Source organism: Ruegeria sp. BHSB196 (genome assembly GCF_059613135.1).
This window is the reverse complement of sequence record NZ_JBXWRY010000001.1, coordinates 119361-132801: the sequence shown is the minus strand read 5'-3', so window position 1 is coordinate 132801 and position 13441 is coordinate 119361. Positions and strand designations below refer to the sequence as shown.

Annotated in this window: 14 protein-coding genes; 4 read left to right on the top strand and 10 right to left on the bottom strand. The window is 64.8% G+C overall.

What is annotated here, in order from left to right; genetic code table 11:
* The first annotated feature begins 27 nt into the window (after nucleotides 1-27).
* A complete protein-coding gene (locus AC2FNJ_RS00650) occupies nucleotides 28-693 on the top strand; it encodes a helix-turn-helix transcriptional regulator (RefSeq protein WP_496761649.1) in 666 nt (221 codons plus the stop codon).
* A gap of 22 nt (nucleotides 694-715) precedes the next feature.
* Here AC2FNJ_RS00650 and AC2FNJ_RS00645 read toward each other — a convergent pair whose 3' ends face one another.
* The 7 genes from AC2FNJ_RS00645 to AC2FNJ_RS00615 form a co-directional block, all read right to left on the bottom strand.
* A complete protein-coding gene (locus AC2FNJ_RS00645; RefSeq protein ID WP_496761648.1) occupies nucleotides 716-1876 on the bottom strand; it encodes a peptidoglycan DD-metalloendopeptidase family protein in 1161 nt (386 codons plus the stop codon).
* 63 nt (nucleotides 1877-1939) lie between these two features.
* Nucleotides 1940-2590 carry a protein-L-isoaspartate(D-aspartate) O-methyltransferase gene (locus AC2FNJ_RS00640; RefSeq protein ID WP_496761647.1) on the bottom strand — a complete coding sequence of 217 codons (651 nt, stop codon included), beginning with the start codon at nucleotides 2588-2590 and terminating at the stop codon, nucleotides 1940-1942.
* Nucleotides 2587-3369 (bottom strand): 5'/3'-nucleotidase SurE, encoded by a 783-nt coding sequence (gene surE, locus AC2FNJ_RS00635; RefSeq protein ID WP_496761646.1) that lies wholly within the window; start codon nucleotides 3367-3369, stop codon nucleotides 2587-2589. Before surE ends, AC2FNJ_RS00640 begins: the two co-directional genes overlap by 4 nt.
* A gap of 151 nt (nucleotides 3370-3520) precedes the next feature.
* Nucleotides 3521-4540: an ABC transporter ATP-binding protein gene (locus AC2FNJ_RS00630; protein ID WP_496761867.1), complete on the bottom strand. Its 1020-nt coding sequence runs from the start codon at nucleotides 4538-4540 to the stop codon at nucleotides 3521-3523.
* 232 nt (nucleotides 4541-4772) lie between these two features.
* Nucleotides 4773-5885 carry a YhaZ family DNA alkylation repair protein gene (locus AC2FNJ_RS00625; RefSeq protein WP_496761645.1) on the bottom strand — a complete coding sequence of 371 codons (1113 nt, stop codon included), beginning with the start codon at nucleotides 5883-5885 and terminating at the stop codon, nucleotides 4773-4775.
* A gap of 2 nt (nucleotides 5886-5887) precedes the next feature.
* The gene (locus AC2FNJ_RS00620) at nucleotides 5888-6667 is read right to left on the bottom strand and encodes an SDR family oxidoreductase (protein ID WP_496761644.1); all 780 of its coding nucleotides are present in this window, start codon (nucleotides 6665-6667) and stop codon (nucleotides 5888-5890) included.
* Between the two features lie 74 nt (nucleotides 6668-6741).
* Nucleotides 6742-7104: a SnoaL-like domain-containing protein gene (locus AC2FNJ_RS00615; protein WP_496761643.1), complete on the bottom strand. Its 363-nt coding sequence runs from the start codon at nucleotides 7102-7104 to the stop codon at nucleotides 6742-6744.
* A 110-nt stretch (nucleotides 7105-7214) separates the two neighbouring features.
* On the opposite strand from AC2FNJ_RS00615, the gene AC2FNJ_RS00610 reads away from it, so the two are divergent.
* The 3 genes from AC2FNJ_RS00610 (at nucleotide 7215) to AC2FNJ_RS00600 (ending at nucleotide 11373) form a co-directional block, all read left to right on the top strand.
* Nucleotides 7215-8822: a peptide chain release factor 3 gene (locus AC2FNJ_RS00610; RefSeq protein ID WP_496761642.1), complete on the top strand. Its 1608-nt coding sequence runs from the start codon at nucleotides 7215-7217 to the stop codon at nucleotides 8820-8822.
* 67 nt (nucleotides 8823-8889) lie between these two features.
* The gene (locus AC2FNJ_RS00605) at nucleotides 8890-9825 is read left to right on the top strand and encodes a glycosyltransferase family 2 protein (RefSeq protein ID WP_496761641.1); all 936 of its coding nucleotides are present in this window, start codon (nucleotides 8890-8892) and stop codon (nucleotides 9823-9825) included.
* Nucleotides 9826-10008: 183 nt separating this feature from the next.
* Nucleotides 10009-11373, top strand: coding sequence for a DEAD/DEAH box helicase (locus tag AC2FNJ_RS00600; RefSeq protein WP_496761866.1), 1365 nt, complete (start codon nucleotides 10009-10011; stop codon nucleotides 11371-11373).
* Between the two features lie 37 nt (nucleotides 11374-11410).
* On the opposite strand, the gene AC2FNJ_RS00595 is transcribed toward AC2FNJ_RS00600, so the two are convergent.
* Genes AC2FNJ_RS00595 through AC2FNJ_RS00585 form a run of 3 tightly spaced genes read right to left on the bottom strand, consistent with a single transcriptional unit; the run spans nucleotide 11411 to nucleotide 13436 of the window.
* Entirely contained in the window at nucleotides 11411-12313 is a 903-nt protein-coding gene (locus tag AC2FNJ_RS00595; protein ID WP_496761640.1) for an EamA family transporter, read from the bottom strand.
* Between the two features lie 21 nt (nucleotides 12314-12334).
* A complete protein-coding gene (locus tag AC2FNJ_RS00590) occupies nucleotides 12335-13240 on the bottom strand; it encodes a fatty acid desaturase (RefSeq protein WP_496761639.1) in 906 nt (301 codons plus the stop codon).
* Complete coding sequence (locus AC2FNJ_RS00585) at nucleotides 13233-13436, bottom strand: DUF2061 domain-containing protein (RefSeq protein WP_496761638.1); 204 nt, start codon at nucleotides 13434-13436, stop codon at nucleotides 13233-13235. Before AC2FNJ_RS00585 ends, AC2FNJ_RS00590 begins: the two co-directional genes overlap by 8 nt.
* Nucleotides 13437-13441: the final 5 nt, after the last annotated feature.

The following is a 13441-nucleotide window of genomic DNA, read 5'->3' as shown; positions in this document are numbered from 1 at the left end:
CAGCGGCGGCGCGCCAAGGGTAGATCCATGCGCCGCACCGACCGATTGTTCGACATCATACAGATCCTGCGCGACGGAAAGCTGCACCGCGCGCAGGACATTGCCGACCGGCTGGAAGTGTCGGTGCGCACGATCTATCGCGACATGGACACGCTGGCGGCATCCGGCGTTCCGGTCGAGGGCGAACGCGGCGTGGGCTACATGGTTCGCGAGCAGATCACCCTGCCCCCGCTGAACCTCACCCCGGCCGAGCTTGAGGCGCTGAACCTCGGCATGGCCATCGTGGCCGAGGCGGCGGACCCAGACCTGAAAGCCGCTGCCGAGTCACTGGCCGAAAAGATCGACGCGGTTCTGCCCACTCAGGTCGTGGCCGAGGCCGATGCCTGGAAATTCGCCGTCTATCCGTTTGCCGACGCCGCACGCGGTCTGGCGCAAATGGCCCCGATCCGCGCCGCCATCAAGGCCCGGCAAAAGCTGCGCCTGTCCTACCGCCGTATCGACGGCACCCTGACCGATCGGGTCGTGCGCCCGCTGCACATGGAGTATTGGGGCCGGGTCTGGACGCTGACCGCCTGGTGCGAGCTGCGCGCCGCGTTCCGGGTGTTTCGCGTCGATCTGATCGAAGCGGTGACGCCACTGCCCGAGGTTTTTGCGGACGAGCCCGGAAAGCGGCTCAGCGACTACGAGCCCTGAGCCGGCATCGGAGCACTGCCGCTCAGTTCAGGTAGGGATTCGGATCGACCGAATCGAAACCTTTGCGCACCTCGAAATGTACATAGGCGTCGTCGCCGTCCCGGAGTTGCGCGATCTTCTGGCCGCGCTTGACCCGGTCGCCCTTCTTGACGCTGATCCCCTCGACATTGGCATAGACGGTCAGCAGGTCGCCCTGGTGCCGGACCACGATGATCGGGATCTGATCCGCGTCGGCGGTGATCGCCGCCACCGTCCCGGCCTCGGCCGCCGTGACGGCGGTGCCCGGTGCGGCGGCGATGTCGATGCCTTCGTTCTTGCCCTTCTTGTAGGGGCGAATGATCTTGCCGGCCACCGGCATGGCCAAGGCCGCGTTGCTGGCCGTGGTCGGAGCCTGCGACTGCACCACCGGTTCGGGCGTGGTTTTCGGGGCGACCTGTTCATCCGGCAAAGGTTGCGTCGCGCTTGGCGGCGTCGGCGTCGGAGAACCCTGCCCCGGTTGCGTCACGGCCGCGGCGGATGCGGTGTTTTCGACGGTGCGTTGCGGCGCGGGCTGGTTCTTGACCGGGATCAGCAGGTATTGCCCTTCGCGCACCATGAAATCGGACCCCAACCCGTTCCATTCCGCCAGCGCCTCAACCGGCACCTGATAGAGCCGCGAGATCGTATAGGCGGTTTCACCCCGCTTGACCTTGTGGCGCACCGGTTCCGGCCCCGCGGCGACCGTCGCCGCGGGCGCCGGCGCGGCAGGTTCCAGGGTGGTGGTTTGCACGGTTGTGCTGGCCGGCGCGGCATCGATCGCGGTGCTGGCGATGGATTCGATGTCCACACCGGAACCCGGCGCGCCACCGACCGATCGTGGCAGGGCGACAACTTCGCCGTCGCGCAGGGTGTCGTCCACCTGAAGGCCGTTGAACCGCGCCAGTTCGGCTGGCGGCAATCCGACTCGCGCGGCAACATCGCTGACCCGGTCGCCGCTTCGGGCCACGGCGACCTGGTAGTTCGGATATGTGATGACGCCGCGGGAGTCGGGCGCGGGCCTGTTGGCGGTGCTGACGGATTGAGCGGCCGGCGCGGTCGAGAAGCCCCCGACGTTCCCCCGCAAGTCGTAATCCAGCGGGCCGTCGCATCCGGCCAGCACGGCCAAGGCCGCAACCGCTGCTACCGATCGTGAAACTGCACTCATCTTGCCATCCTCAATGCCGCCCCCTGTTTGCCGGGGTTCTGGCGTTCCAAACACATTCGCTTCTCACGCCCCGTCCCTGCCAAGCCCTTCAAGCAAGGGCACAAATCGGACGGGCCGCAATTCTTCATAGTCCAGCCCGGTTTCGGTGCGGGTGACCTTGATCAGCGTCTGCACCGCATCGGACTGGCCAACCGGCAAGACCATGATACCCCCGATCTTGAGTTGCGCCAAGAGCGGGCCCGGAGGGTCTTCGGCCGCAGCGGTGACGATGATGCGATCGAAGGGCGCCTGTTCGGGCAAACCGTGCGAGCCGTCCGACAGCACCACGGTGATATTGGTCAGGCCCAGCTTGCGAAACAGCACGCCGGTTTCCTGCACCAACCGCCTGTGCCTCTCGACGGTGTAGACGCGCCGGACGAGCTTGGCGAGGATCGCCGCCTGGTAGCCCGATCCGGTTCCCACTTCCAGGACCGTGTCGCGCGGGCGCACCTGCAGGGCCTGGGTCATCAGACCGACCACCGAGGGCTGGCTGATGGTCTGACCGCAGGCGATCGGCAACGGCATGTCCTCATAGGCCCGTTCGGCGAACAGGCCGGTGACGAAATGGCCGCGATCGACCTCTTCCATGGCGGCCAGAACGCGCGCGTCCGTCACCCCCTTGGACCGCAGCGCAAAGAGGAACTGCATCTTCGTTTCGGGATCGGGGCCGGTCATTCGATCGCCTTCAATTCGGCCAGCACATCATAGGCCGTCAGGTCCGCGCGCATCGGCGTGACGGAGATATAGCCGTCCAGGTTCACAGCCGCATCGGTGTCCGGCGCGGTGGGATTGTGCTGGTACCCTCCCTTGATCCACAAGAACCGCCGTCCCGACGGAGAACTGTGCGGCTCGACGCTGAAATTGGTGCCCTGCCGGAAACCCTGCGGAACCACGCGCACGCCGAGCACCTCGTCCGCCGGCACCGGAGGAAAGTTCACGTTGTAGAACAGCCGGTAATCCGCCTGTTCGTCTGGGCTGGCGGCCAGGATCCGGCGCACCAGATCGACCGCATAGCGTTCGGCCGTTTCAAAGGCGTTGTCCAGCCCAAGATTGCGCGGGCCGAAATACTGCGACAGCGCAATGGCCGGCAGACCCTGCAAGGCCGCCTCCATCGCGCCGCCCAAAGTGCCGGAATAGAGCGCATTCTCTGCCGAGTTGTTGCCCCGGTTCACACCGGACAGGACGAGATCCGGCGGATTGTCCTTCATAACGTCATGCAATCCCGCCAGCACGCAGTCCGCCGGCGACCCCTCGGCGGCGTAGCGGCGCTCGCCCATCTTGGCGATCATCATCGGATGCGTGTAGCTGATGCAATGCGCGACTCCCGACTGCTCAAAGGCGGGTGCGACCGTCCAGACCTCGCCCTCGGCTCCGGCCAACTCGGCGGCAATCGCCTCGAGCGCCTTGAGGCCCGGCGCGTTGATCCCGTCGTCATTGGTCAGAAGTATGCGCATTGCCTGATCCCGATCCGGTTTGGCCCTTGATAGACGCGGCCTCGCGCAGCGGCAAGCAAACCCGGCCCGCAACCTGCGGCTTTCGCGCACCACTGAGGGGGAATTTCATCTCGACAAGGCCAGCGGCTGCGGCGTGCCAAAGCCGGTCCGCTCAGGCCGGAAACACGAAACACCGGTCCCGGCGGATCGTCAGCCACATCACCCGCCCGGGCTGCGGCATGAAGACATTGGGTACGGTCGCCTTGAGGATCGAGCCGTCATAATCCATCCGGAACTCGACCAGGCTTTCGTTGCCCAGAAAGCGCGCACGCTCGACCACGCCGCGCGCCGCGACCCCGTCGCTCGGCGTGGGAACCGGCCCCTTTCCGCCCCGGTCGAAGTCCAGTTTGACGTGCTGCGGCCGGAACACGATTTCGACATTGGTCCCGTCCGGAACGCCAGGCGCCAGGAATTGCCCGAACGGAGTCTGCGCCAGCGCGCCGTTGACCTGGGACCGCAACACGTTGACATCGCTGAAAAACGCCACCGCGGCCTTGTCCACGGGCCGGGTATAGACATTGTAGGGCGCGCCCTGCTGCACGATCCTGCCGCCGCGCATCAGCGCGATTTCGTCGGCCATGCGCATGGCTTCTTCCGGTTCGTGCGTGACCAGCAGAACCGCCGCGTCCTCATCCTTGAGAATGGCCAGGGTCTCGTCCCGGATACCGTCGCGCAACCGGTTGTCGAGGCCCGAAAACGGCTCGTCCATCAGCATGATCCGAGGGCGCGGCGCCAGGGCGCGGGCCAGCGCCACCCGTTGCTGTTCGCCGCCCGACAACTGATGGGGATACCCGTCGATGAAGCGCAGCAGATCGACCTTGGCCAACAGTTCCTCGACACGCGCCCGTTTCCTGTCCCTTGGCCCCTTCAGGCCAAAAGCCACGTTTTCAGCGACGCTGAGATGCGGAAACAGGGCGAAATCCTGAAACATGAGCCCGATTTCGCGCCGCTCCGGCGGAACCCGGAACACCGTGTCGCAGACCAGCTTGCCATCGACATAGATTTCTCCGGAATCCTGCATCTCGACCCCGGCGATCATGCGCAAGGTCGTGGATTTCCCGCAGCCCGACGGACCCAGCAGGCACGTCACCTGCCCGGCATTGATCCGCAGCGACACGTCATCGACCACCATGCGGCCCCCGAAGGCGCGTTTGATGTTGCGGATTTCGAGACGTGGTGGAACTGCCTTGACCGTCACCGATGGACCCCGTTGCCTTTCCCGATCAATTCCATCGGGCTTGGGCGGGGATAACAACCCCGCCCCGTCCACGCAAGAGATCAGCAATCCCCGCGCGGACCGGACCATTCGCGGGGCCAAGCGTTCGACGGCATGGGCCGCGCTTGCCGGTACCCGATGACCGGGCTCACGCCAAAAGCTCGAAGTCGGCGCTGGCGCGGATGCGGCCGTTGACCTGAACCTCGACCCTGTGTCGGCCGGGCACCAGCCGAAACGTGGTCGCATCGCCCTTGAGCCTGTGGCGTTTGTGCAATCGCAGGGGTTCGGGGCCGGTCACGGACTGTTTCAGCTTGTGGACCTTGGGCGACAGTCTGCCTCCGGGCCTGCGGAAATGGATGACATAGTCCACCAGAACCGGCTGTCGCGCATCGCCGTCAATGGCTACGGTGAAGTCGAGGCTTTCGCCGATCCGCGCCCGTTCCGGCAGGTCCAGCGAGACATTCAGGCGGGCATCGGGATCGTAGCCCAGCCGTTTCATGGCGCCCGGGTGCCCGGACTTGACCAATCCGCGCAAGGCATGACCCGTCACCCAATCGAGCTCGTCCGGGCGTTGCCGGCCCGCGGCGCGCCAGGAATCCAGCCTGTCCAACACCATCCCCGGATCTTTCCTGGAGAGGTCGTTCAGGTGATTGGCCACCGAACGGGTGACATAGCGGGTCGCATCCGCGTGCAGGCGGTCCAACAGCGGCAGCGGATCGCGCGGATCGAGTTTCACGCCGATGCCCCAGGGCAAGCGCGGCCGGGTTCCTTCGCTGACCAACCGGCGCACGTGATAGCTGGGATGATCGCACCAGAGCTGCATCCGGGCCAGGACAAGTTCCGGCCATCGGTTCAGAAACGGCCGGATCGCCCATTCCATCGAGAACCGCTGCGTCACCTCTTCCAGCAGGTCCAGCGCCAGTTCGGGTTGGTCCAGACCCGCGGCGGCAATCCATTCGCCCAGAGGAGCGAAGATGAAATCGCCGAAATCGTCGTCGCTGCGCGCCGGATCCAGCGGCGGCGGCAGGGCACGCAGGATCACCGGCGCCACATCCGGCAAGCCGCCCGGAAGACCGTGCTGCAGGCATTCCGCGATCCATGCCATCCGGGCCTTCAACTCCAGGTCCGGCAGCCGGGTCATGACCCGCGCCTCGAAGGCCGCGGCGTCGAATTCGGGTTCCGCTTGGGCAAACAGCCCCGCCAGGTAACGGGTCTTTTCGGCGTTGAAAAGCTGATCCTTGAGCGAAAACCCCTGCGCCACGGTCACATCGTCAGGTTGGTCGCGCCGCCGTCCAGCAGGATGTTCTGCCCCACGATGAACCCGGCTTGTTGCGAGCACAGGAACGCACAGGCCGCGCCGAATTCCTGCCGGGTGCCGTAGCGGCGGGCGGGGATCGTCGCGGCGCGCTCGGCGCGCGCCTCGTCCAGCGAGATGCTCTTTTGCCTGGCCACGCCACTGTCCAGCGAATCCGCGCGATCCGTCGCGTGGATGCCCGGCAACAGGTTGTTGATCGTCACCCCATGGGGCGCGACCTGGCGCGCGGTTCCCGCCACATAGCCGGTCAGCCCGGTGCGCGCCGCGTTCGACAGGCCCAGCACCGCGATCGGCGCGCGCACGGATTGCGAGGTGATGTTGACCACCCGGCCCCAGCCCTTGTCCATCATCGACGGCAGCAGCGCCTTCATGAAGGCGATCGGTGTCAGCATGTTGGCATCCAGCGCCTTGATGAAATCGTCCCGATCCCAGTCCGACCACATGCCCGGCGGCGGGCCACCGGCATTTGTCACAAGGATGTCAACACCCTGCGCGGCTTCGATCACCTGCGCCTGACCCTCTGGCGTGGTCACGTCGCAGGCCACGGTCTGCACCTCGACACCGTAATCGGCGCGCAACCGGTCGGCCTGCGCCTCCAGCGCCTCGGCCCCGCGCGCGTTCATCACCAGATCGACGCCCTCGGACGCCAACGCCTCGGCGCAGCCCAGGCCCAGACCCTTGCTGCTGGCGCAGACCAGCGCCCGTTTTCCTGAAATTCCCAGATCCATGCGATCCCCCCTGTCCGTTGTTGCCCGCATGTCTAGCACCGGCCGGACAGGGAAGACCAGTTGGCGACGTGGAGTTAGTAGAAAAACTCCTCCCGCACGATCTTGCCATTGGCCACGTGATAGACGCCGACCTCTTTTATTTCAAAGGTTTCGCCGCTTTCCTTCACCTTGCCCTGCACCTCGAAGATCACGGCAAAGCGGTCCTCTCCGTGCAGGAACGGATCGCTGACCGACCCACCCGAGACCTCATGCGCGCTTTCCCACCAATCGTGCTTGCCGCGAATTCCGTCGAGGCCCTTTGTTTCCCGACCCATGCCTTGCATGTCCATCGCCTCAACCGACACGGCATCGGGCGCATAGAGCTTGTCCAGGTTTTCCTTGGCCCGGTCCTCGCGACAGCCGGCCACCAATTCCTGGGCGATTTCCTTCAAATTCATCGGTCCACTCCATTATTTTGTTCACTATATGTTCTTTCTGTCACATCCCGGCGATTCGCAACAGCCCCTTTGGCTTGCCTCGGCAGAATTCCCCGCCTATACGCGCGCTCATGCTGGACGTCGCCATCAACCGCCCCACCCTGCCGCCCGAGATCGCGCGGCGCCGGACCTTTGCCATCATCTCGCACCCGGATGCGGGCAAGACCACGTTGACCGAGAAATTCCTTCTGTATGGCGGCGCCATCCAGATGGCCGGACAGGTGCGGGCCAAGGGCGAGGCGCGGCGCACGCGGTCGGACTTCATGCAGATGGAGAAGGATCGGGGAATCTCGGTCTCGGCCTCGGCCATGTCCTTCGATTACGGCCCCTACCGGTTCAACCTGGTGGACACGCCCGGTCACTCGGATTTCTCGGAAGACACCTATCGCACGCTGACCGCCGTTGACGCCGCGATCATGGTGATCGACGGGGCCAAGGGCGTAGAAAGCCAGACGCAGAAACTGTTCGAGGTCTGCCGCCTGCGCGACCTGCCGATCCTGACCTTCTGCAACAAGATGGACCGCGAAAGCCGCGACACGTTCGAGATCATCGACGAGATCCAGGAAATGCTGGCCATCGACGTGACCCCGGCCAGCTGGCCCATCGGCATGGGGCGCGATTTCATCGGCTGCTATGACATGCTGCGCGACCGGCTGGAACTGATGGACCGCGCCGACCGCAACAAGGTGGCTGAAAGCATCGAGATCAACGGGCTGGACGACCCCAAAATGGCCGAGCACGTGCCCGCCGAATTGCTGGACAAGCTGCTGGAAGAGGTCGAGATGGCGCGCGAACTGCTGCCCGCGCTGGACCCGCAGGCGGTGCTTGAAGGCCACATGACCCCGATCTGGTTCGGCTCGGCCATCAATTCCTTCGGCGTCAAGGAACTGATGGAGGGCATCGGCCAGTACGGTCCGCAGCCGCAGGTGCAATCGGCCGAACCGCGCCAGATTTCGCCGGACGAGAAAAAGGTGGCGGGCTTTGTCTTCAAGGTGCAGGCCAACATGGACCCCAAGCACCGCGACCGGGTGGCCTTTGTCCGCATGGCCAGCGGCCACTTCAAGCGCGGGATGAAGCTGACCCATGTGCGCAGCAAGAAGCCGATGGCCATTTCCAACCCGGTGCTGTTCCTCGCCTCCGACCGGGAACTGGCCGACGAGGCCTGGGCCGGCGACATCATCGGCATTCCCAACCACGGCCAGCTGCGCATCGGCGACACCCTGACCGAGGGCGAGGCGATCCGCGTGACCGGCATCCCGTCCTTCGCGCCTGAACTGTTGCAGGGCGTGCGTGCGGGCGACCCGATGAAGGCCAAGCACCTAGAAAAGGCGCTGATGCAGTTTGCCGAGGAAGGTGCGGCCAAGGTGTTCAAGCCCTCGATCGGCTCGGGCTTCATCGTGGGCGTCGTGGGCGCGCTGCAGTTCGAGGTGCTGGCCAGCCGGATCGAGCTGGAATACGGCCTGCCCGTACGATTCGAACCGTCGCAATTCACCAGCGCGCGCTGGGTCTCTGGAGACAAGGCCGAGATCGACAAATTCGTGGCCGCAAACAAGCAGCACATCGCCCACGACCATGACGGCGACATCGTCTATCTGACCCGCCTGCAATGGGACATCGACCGGGTGGTGCGCGACTATCCGGCGCTGCACCTGTCCGCCACCAAAGAGATGATGACCTGACCGCAACGCTGGCCTAACGTCCGGGGCATGAGCCGAACAGACCCGCAATTCAGAACCCGTGACGCCGATGGATAGACCGACCTGGGGCGTGGTCGCCACGATCAAGGCCTCGCCTGCGGACATATTGCGATTTGCCGCGCATCATCTGGACATGGGGGCGCAGCGGCTGTTCATCTATCTCGATGCCCCGAACCCCATGGCCTTTGACCGCCTCGCCGCCCATCCCGCAATCTGCGTCACGACCTGCGACCAGGCCCACTGGGCCGGGTTCAGACACAAACGGCCCAGAAAGCACCAGGTCCGCCAGACCGCCAACGCGACCCACGCCTATCACCGCGCCGATGTGGACTGGCTGGTGCATATCGACGCCGATGAGTTCCTTTGGAGCGACCGCCCCATTGCGGATGCCCTGCATGCGCTTCCAAGCGACACGGTCTGCGCGCGGGTTCGTCCCGTCGAAGCCCTGGCGGGAGGGACGGACCTATACAAGGGGTTCATCCCCGCAGGCCCGGACCGGGACGCCATCGTGCGCCGCGTCCATCCGCAATTCGGAGCCCATGTGAAGGCCGGATTCCTGAGCCATGTCGCGGGCAAGGTGTTCGCGCGAACCGGTCAGACCGGCATCGAATTCCGCATCCACGACCTGTTTCGCGACGGGCAGCGCCTGCCCTGCCGCGCCGAACTCGCGCGGATCGATCTTTGCCACAATCACGCGCGCAGCTGGGAGGATTGGATCTCACGCTACCGCTTTCGGCTGGAACACGGTGCGTACCGGCCGGACCTTGCCCCCAACACCGACCGCGCCAAGGGTGGCGTGACGATGCACGAATTGCTGAGCGGACTTGAATCCGAACGCGGCGAGGCCGGCCTGCGCGCGTTTTTCGACGAGCTGAGCGGCGCCGACCCGCCGGTACGAAAACGCCTCGATGCCCATGGGCTGCTGCTGCACCGCCCGCTCGATCTCGATTCGAAGGTGGCGAAACACTTCCCTTCCGAGGGTTGAATTGTTGAGGCCCTGCACGACCTTCGGCGGGAATTGACGCGCCGCCACGAGTTAATTTGACCCTGTCACGCCTTTTTGTTATGTCCCCGCGCAAGCCGAAACGCGCATGGGGCGCATGGTCATACGGACCCGGCTGATCTCAGACGCGCGGGCCAGGTCAGTGTCCGCATGAACCGGACATATATGACGAAATTCAACGAACTGAACCTGAACCCCAAGGTCCTCAAAGCTGTTGAGGAAGCCGGATACGAAACCCCCACCCCGATTCAGGCCGGCGCCATTCCCGCCGCTCTCGAAGGCCGGGACGTTCTGGGCATAGCACAGACCGGCACGGGCAAGACCGCCGGCTTCGTGCTGCCGATGATCACCCTGCTGGCGCGCGGGCGCGCGCGGGCGCGGATGCCGCGCAGCCTGGTGCTGTGCCCGACCCGCGAACTGGCGGCGCAGGTGGCCGAGAACTTCGACACCTATGCCAAGCACCTCAAGCTCACCAAGGCGCTGCTGATCGGCGGCGTCAGCTTCAAGGAACAGGATGCGCTGATCGACCGGGGCGTCGATGTGCTGATCGCCACACCGGGGCGTCTGCTCGACCATTTCGAGCGCGGCAAGCTGCTGCTGACCGGCGTGCAGATCATGGTGGTGGACGAGGCCGACCGCATGCTCGACATGGGGTTCATTCCCGACATCGAGCGCATCTTCAAGCTGACGCCGTTTACCCGGCAGACCCTGTTCTTCTCGGCCACCATGGCGCCCGAGATCGAGCGCATCACCTCGGAGTTCCTTTCGGCCCCGACGCGGGTCGAGGTTGCGCGCCAGGCCACGGCGTCGGAGACCATCGAGCAGGCCGTGGTGATGTTCAAGGCCAGCCGCCGCGATCGCGAAGCAAGCGAGAAGCGCAAGCTGCTGCGCCAGCTGATCGATGCCGAAGGCGACAAATGCACCAACGCCATCATCTTTTGCAACCGCAAGACCGAAGTCGATATCTGCGCGAAATCGCTCAAGAAATACGGCTATGACGCCGCCGCCATTCACGGCGATCTGGACCAGTCGCAGCGGACCAGGACGCTGGACGGGTTCCGCGACGGTTCCCTGCGGCTTCTGGTGGCCTCGGACGTTGCGGCGCGCGGGCTGGACATCCCGTCGGTGAGCCATGTGTTCAACTATGACGTACCCGGTCATGCCGAGGATTACGTCCACCGCATCGGCCGCACCGGTCGTGCCGGACGCGCGGGCAAGGCGATCACGATCTGCGGTCCGCGGGATGCGAAGGCGTTGGACGCGGTCGAGAAGCTGATCCAAAAAGAGATCCCGCGCCTCGACAACCCGTCGGCAACCGAGCCCGAGCCCGAGGCCGAAGCCCTGAAACCGGACCCGAAGCGCGCGAAAGAGAAGAGAGAAAAGAAGGGCGCCGGCGAGGCACGCAAGGCCAGGGAACCGAAGGGGCGCAAGCAGGTCCGAAGGGACGACAACGGCCAGACCGTCGTCGGCATGGGCGATCACCTGCCGCGTTTCATCGCGCTCAGCTTCGAGGAACGCCGCGCCGGTTGACTGGATCGGTGCGGGCCGGGTTCCGCGATACGACCGCCTAGATGGCCAGCACCAGGGCCAGAATCGACACCCCGAGCAATCCGATCCCCGCAATCTCGCGCCGCGTTATCGTTTCGCGGAAGAAAAAGGTCGAGGCCATCAGGCTGAAGATCAGCTCCACCTGGCCCAGCGCCTTGACATAGGCGGCGTTCTGCAAGGTGAAGGCCAGAAACCAGCAGAACGAGCCGCCCAAGCTGGTCAGTCCGACAAATACGGCCGTCCTCCGTGCCTGCCATACCGCGACCAGTTCCGCACGGTCGCGCCAGAACAGCCAGGCCCCCATCGACAGCAACTGAAACGCTGTCACGGCCGCCAATGTCACAAGCGCCCGAAACCAGGCATCGACATCCCCCAGCTGCAGCGAGGCGCCGCGGTAGCTGACTGCGGAAAACGCAAACAGAACGCCGGAGCCAAGCCCGAGTTGCGACGCACGGTTGGTCAGGTGCCGCCACCACGTGCCGTCGCCCCCCGGAGTCTTGGACAGCAACAGGACGGCGACCAGACCCAGCAGGATCGCGCCCAGCGCGCCGATCGACACGCCCTCGCCCAAAACCAGCAATCCGACAATCGCGGTCTGGATCACTTCGGTTTTCTTGAACGTTATGCCAACCGCAAAGTTGCGTTGCTTGAACAACGCAACGACGCAGACGGTGGCGAGGATCTGCGCCGTCCCGCCGATGGCGACGAACAGCCAGAACCGGCCAGACAGCGGCGGCAGGTCTGCAGCGCCCGATATCAGCAGGATCGCCAGAGCCAGACCCGCCAGCGGGGCGGAATAGGCGAACCTGGCAAAGGTCGCGCCCGCGGCGGACAGTTTGACCGTGCTCAGCGATTTCTGCAGCATGAAGCGCACGGTCTGAAACAGCGCGGCCGCAACGGTGACGGGGATCCAAAGGCTCATGGTTCCCCTTGTGGAAGGAAATCAGTGCTTTGGCCAGAGCGGATGCGGCACCGGATCCTTGGCCTTCCAGAAATACCGGCGAAAGATCTCGGCGTAGGAACGGTAGACGTAGCTCTCGTTGGAGGCCAGATAGCGGTCCTTGCCCGCGCGGTAGAGCGCCGGCAACTGGTACCAGGCGGCATTCGGATTCATGTGATGTACGACGTGCAGGTTGTTGTTCAGAAACAGGAAGGCAAGCGGCCCGCGGTCTTCGATGATGACGGTGCGGCCCCGCACCTTTTCATGCGCGCGGTGCTCCAGGAACGTGCGGATCTTGAGCAGACCCAATCCGATATAGGCCGAAACCAGAAACGCCCAGACCGGCATCGCCGAGACCGCCACGATCCAAAGAACGACGGCCACGCCGGGGATGTGCAGCCCCCAGGCCCACCAGATCGCCCGATCGCCCCGCAGCGCCCCGCGCCATTCGTCCCGCAAGAACGCGGCCTGACCGATGGCCGGTCCCAGGACCATCCTGCCCAGCAAGGTGTTGTTCATCGCGTAGAGCCGTTTCTTCCAGCGCGGCAGGCCGTTCCAGACCTTGGGGTCGAGGTAGTTCGATTCCGGATCGTCGTAAGGATCGGTCAGGTTGGAATCCCGGTGATGCGCCAGGTGCAGATCCCGGAACCGGTTGTAGGGAATGCAGATCGTCAGCGGCAGCGCCATCAGCGCCTCGTTCAGCCATCTGGTGCGGAACGGATGTCCGTGCAGCGCCTCATGGGTCAGCGAGGAATGCAGCGCCGCCACGCAGCCCATCACCGGTATGGCCAGCCACGGACTCCAGGCCGCCAGCCAGAAGATCGAGGCGAGCCAGGCGCCATAGCAGATGAGGATCAGAAAGAAGGTCGGCCATTCGGGGCCGGTGTTCCGGGTGCGCCGCTCAGACATTGCGCCCCCACCGGATACCGGCCCAGATCCGTTCATAGACGAAGTACAAGCTCAGCCCGATGGCCGTATTGATCACGGCGAGCGTACCGCCAACCGCCGCGGATCCGGTCGCGACCAGACCCACCACCGTCATGGAGATCAAACCCACAAGATTCCAGATCACAGCCTTTACGACTGATCTGCGTCGCGTTTCCATTCCGT

What these genes read in the sequence shown, in the direction of transcription:
- AC2FNJ_RS00595 (WP_496761640.1), bottom strand. Translation starts at nt 12,313, where the DNA reads ATGAGCCTTTGGATCCCCGTCACCGTTGCGGCCGCGCTGTTTCAGACC.
- AC2FNJ_RS00585 (WP_496761638.1), bottom strand. Translation starts at nt 13,436, where the DNA reads ATGGAAACGCGACGCAGATCAGTCGTAAAGGCTGTGATCTGGAATCTT.
- AC2FNJ_RS00640 (WP_496761647.1), bottom strand. Translation starts at nt 2,590, where the DNA reads ATGACCGGCCCCGATCCCGAAACGAAGATGCAGTTCCTCTTTGCGCTG.
- AC2FNJ_RS00610 (WP_496761642.1), top strand. Translation starts at nt 7,215, where the DNA reads ATGCTGGACGTCGCCATCAACCGCCCCACCCTGCCGCCCGAGATCGCG.
- AC2FNJ_RS00605 (WP_496761641.1), top strand. Translation starts at nt 8,890, where the DNA reads ATGGATAGACCGACCTGGGGCGTGGTCGCCACGATCAAGGCCTCGCCT.
- AC2FNJ_RS00630 (WP_496761867.1), bottom strand. Translation starts at nt 4,540, where the DNA reads ATGGTGGTCGATGACGTGTCGCTGCGGATCAATGCCGGGCAGGTGACG.
- surE (WP_496761646.1), bottom strand. Translation starts at nt 3,369, where the DNA reads ATGCGCATACTTCTGACCAATGACGACGGGATCAACGCGCCGGGCCTC.
- AC2FNJ_RS00645 (WP_496761648.1), bottom strand. Translation starts at nt 1,876, where the DNA reads ATGAGTGCAGTTTCACGATCGGTAGCAGCGGTTGCGGCCTTGGCCGTG.
- AC2FNJ_RS00590 (WP_496761639.1), bottom strand. Translation starts at nt 13,240, where the DNA reads ATGTCTGAGCGGCGCACCCGGAACACCGGCCCCGAATGGCCGACCTTC.
- AC2FNJ_RS00650 (WP_496761649.1), top strand. Translation starts at nt 28, where the DNA reads ATGCGCCGCACCGACCGATTGTTCGACATCATACAGATCCTGCGCGAC.
- AC2FNJ_RS00620 (WP_496761644.1), bottom strand. Translation starts at nt 6,667, where the DNA reads ATGGATCTGGGAATTTCAGGAAAACGGGCGCTGGTCTGCGCCAGCAGC.
- AC2FNJ_RS00600 (WP_496761866.1), top strand. Translation starts at nt 10,009, where the DNA reads ATGACGAAATTCAACGAACTGAACCTGAACCCCAAGGTCCTCAAAGCT.
- AC2FNJ_RS00615 (WP_496761643.1), bottom strand. Translation starts at nt 7,104, where the DNA reads ATGAATTTGAAGGAAATCGCCCAGGAATTGGTGGCCGGCTGTCGCGAG.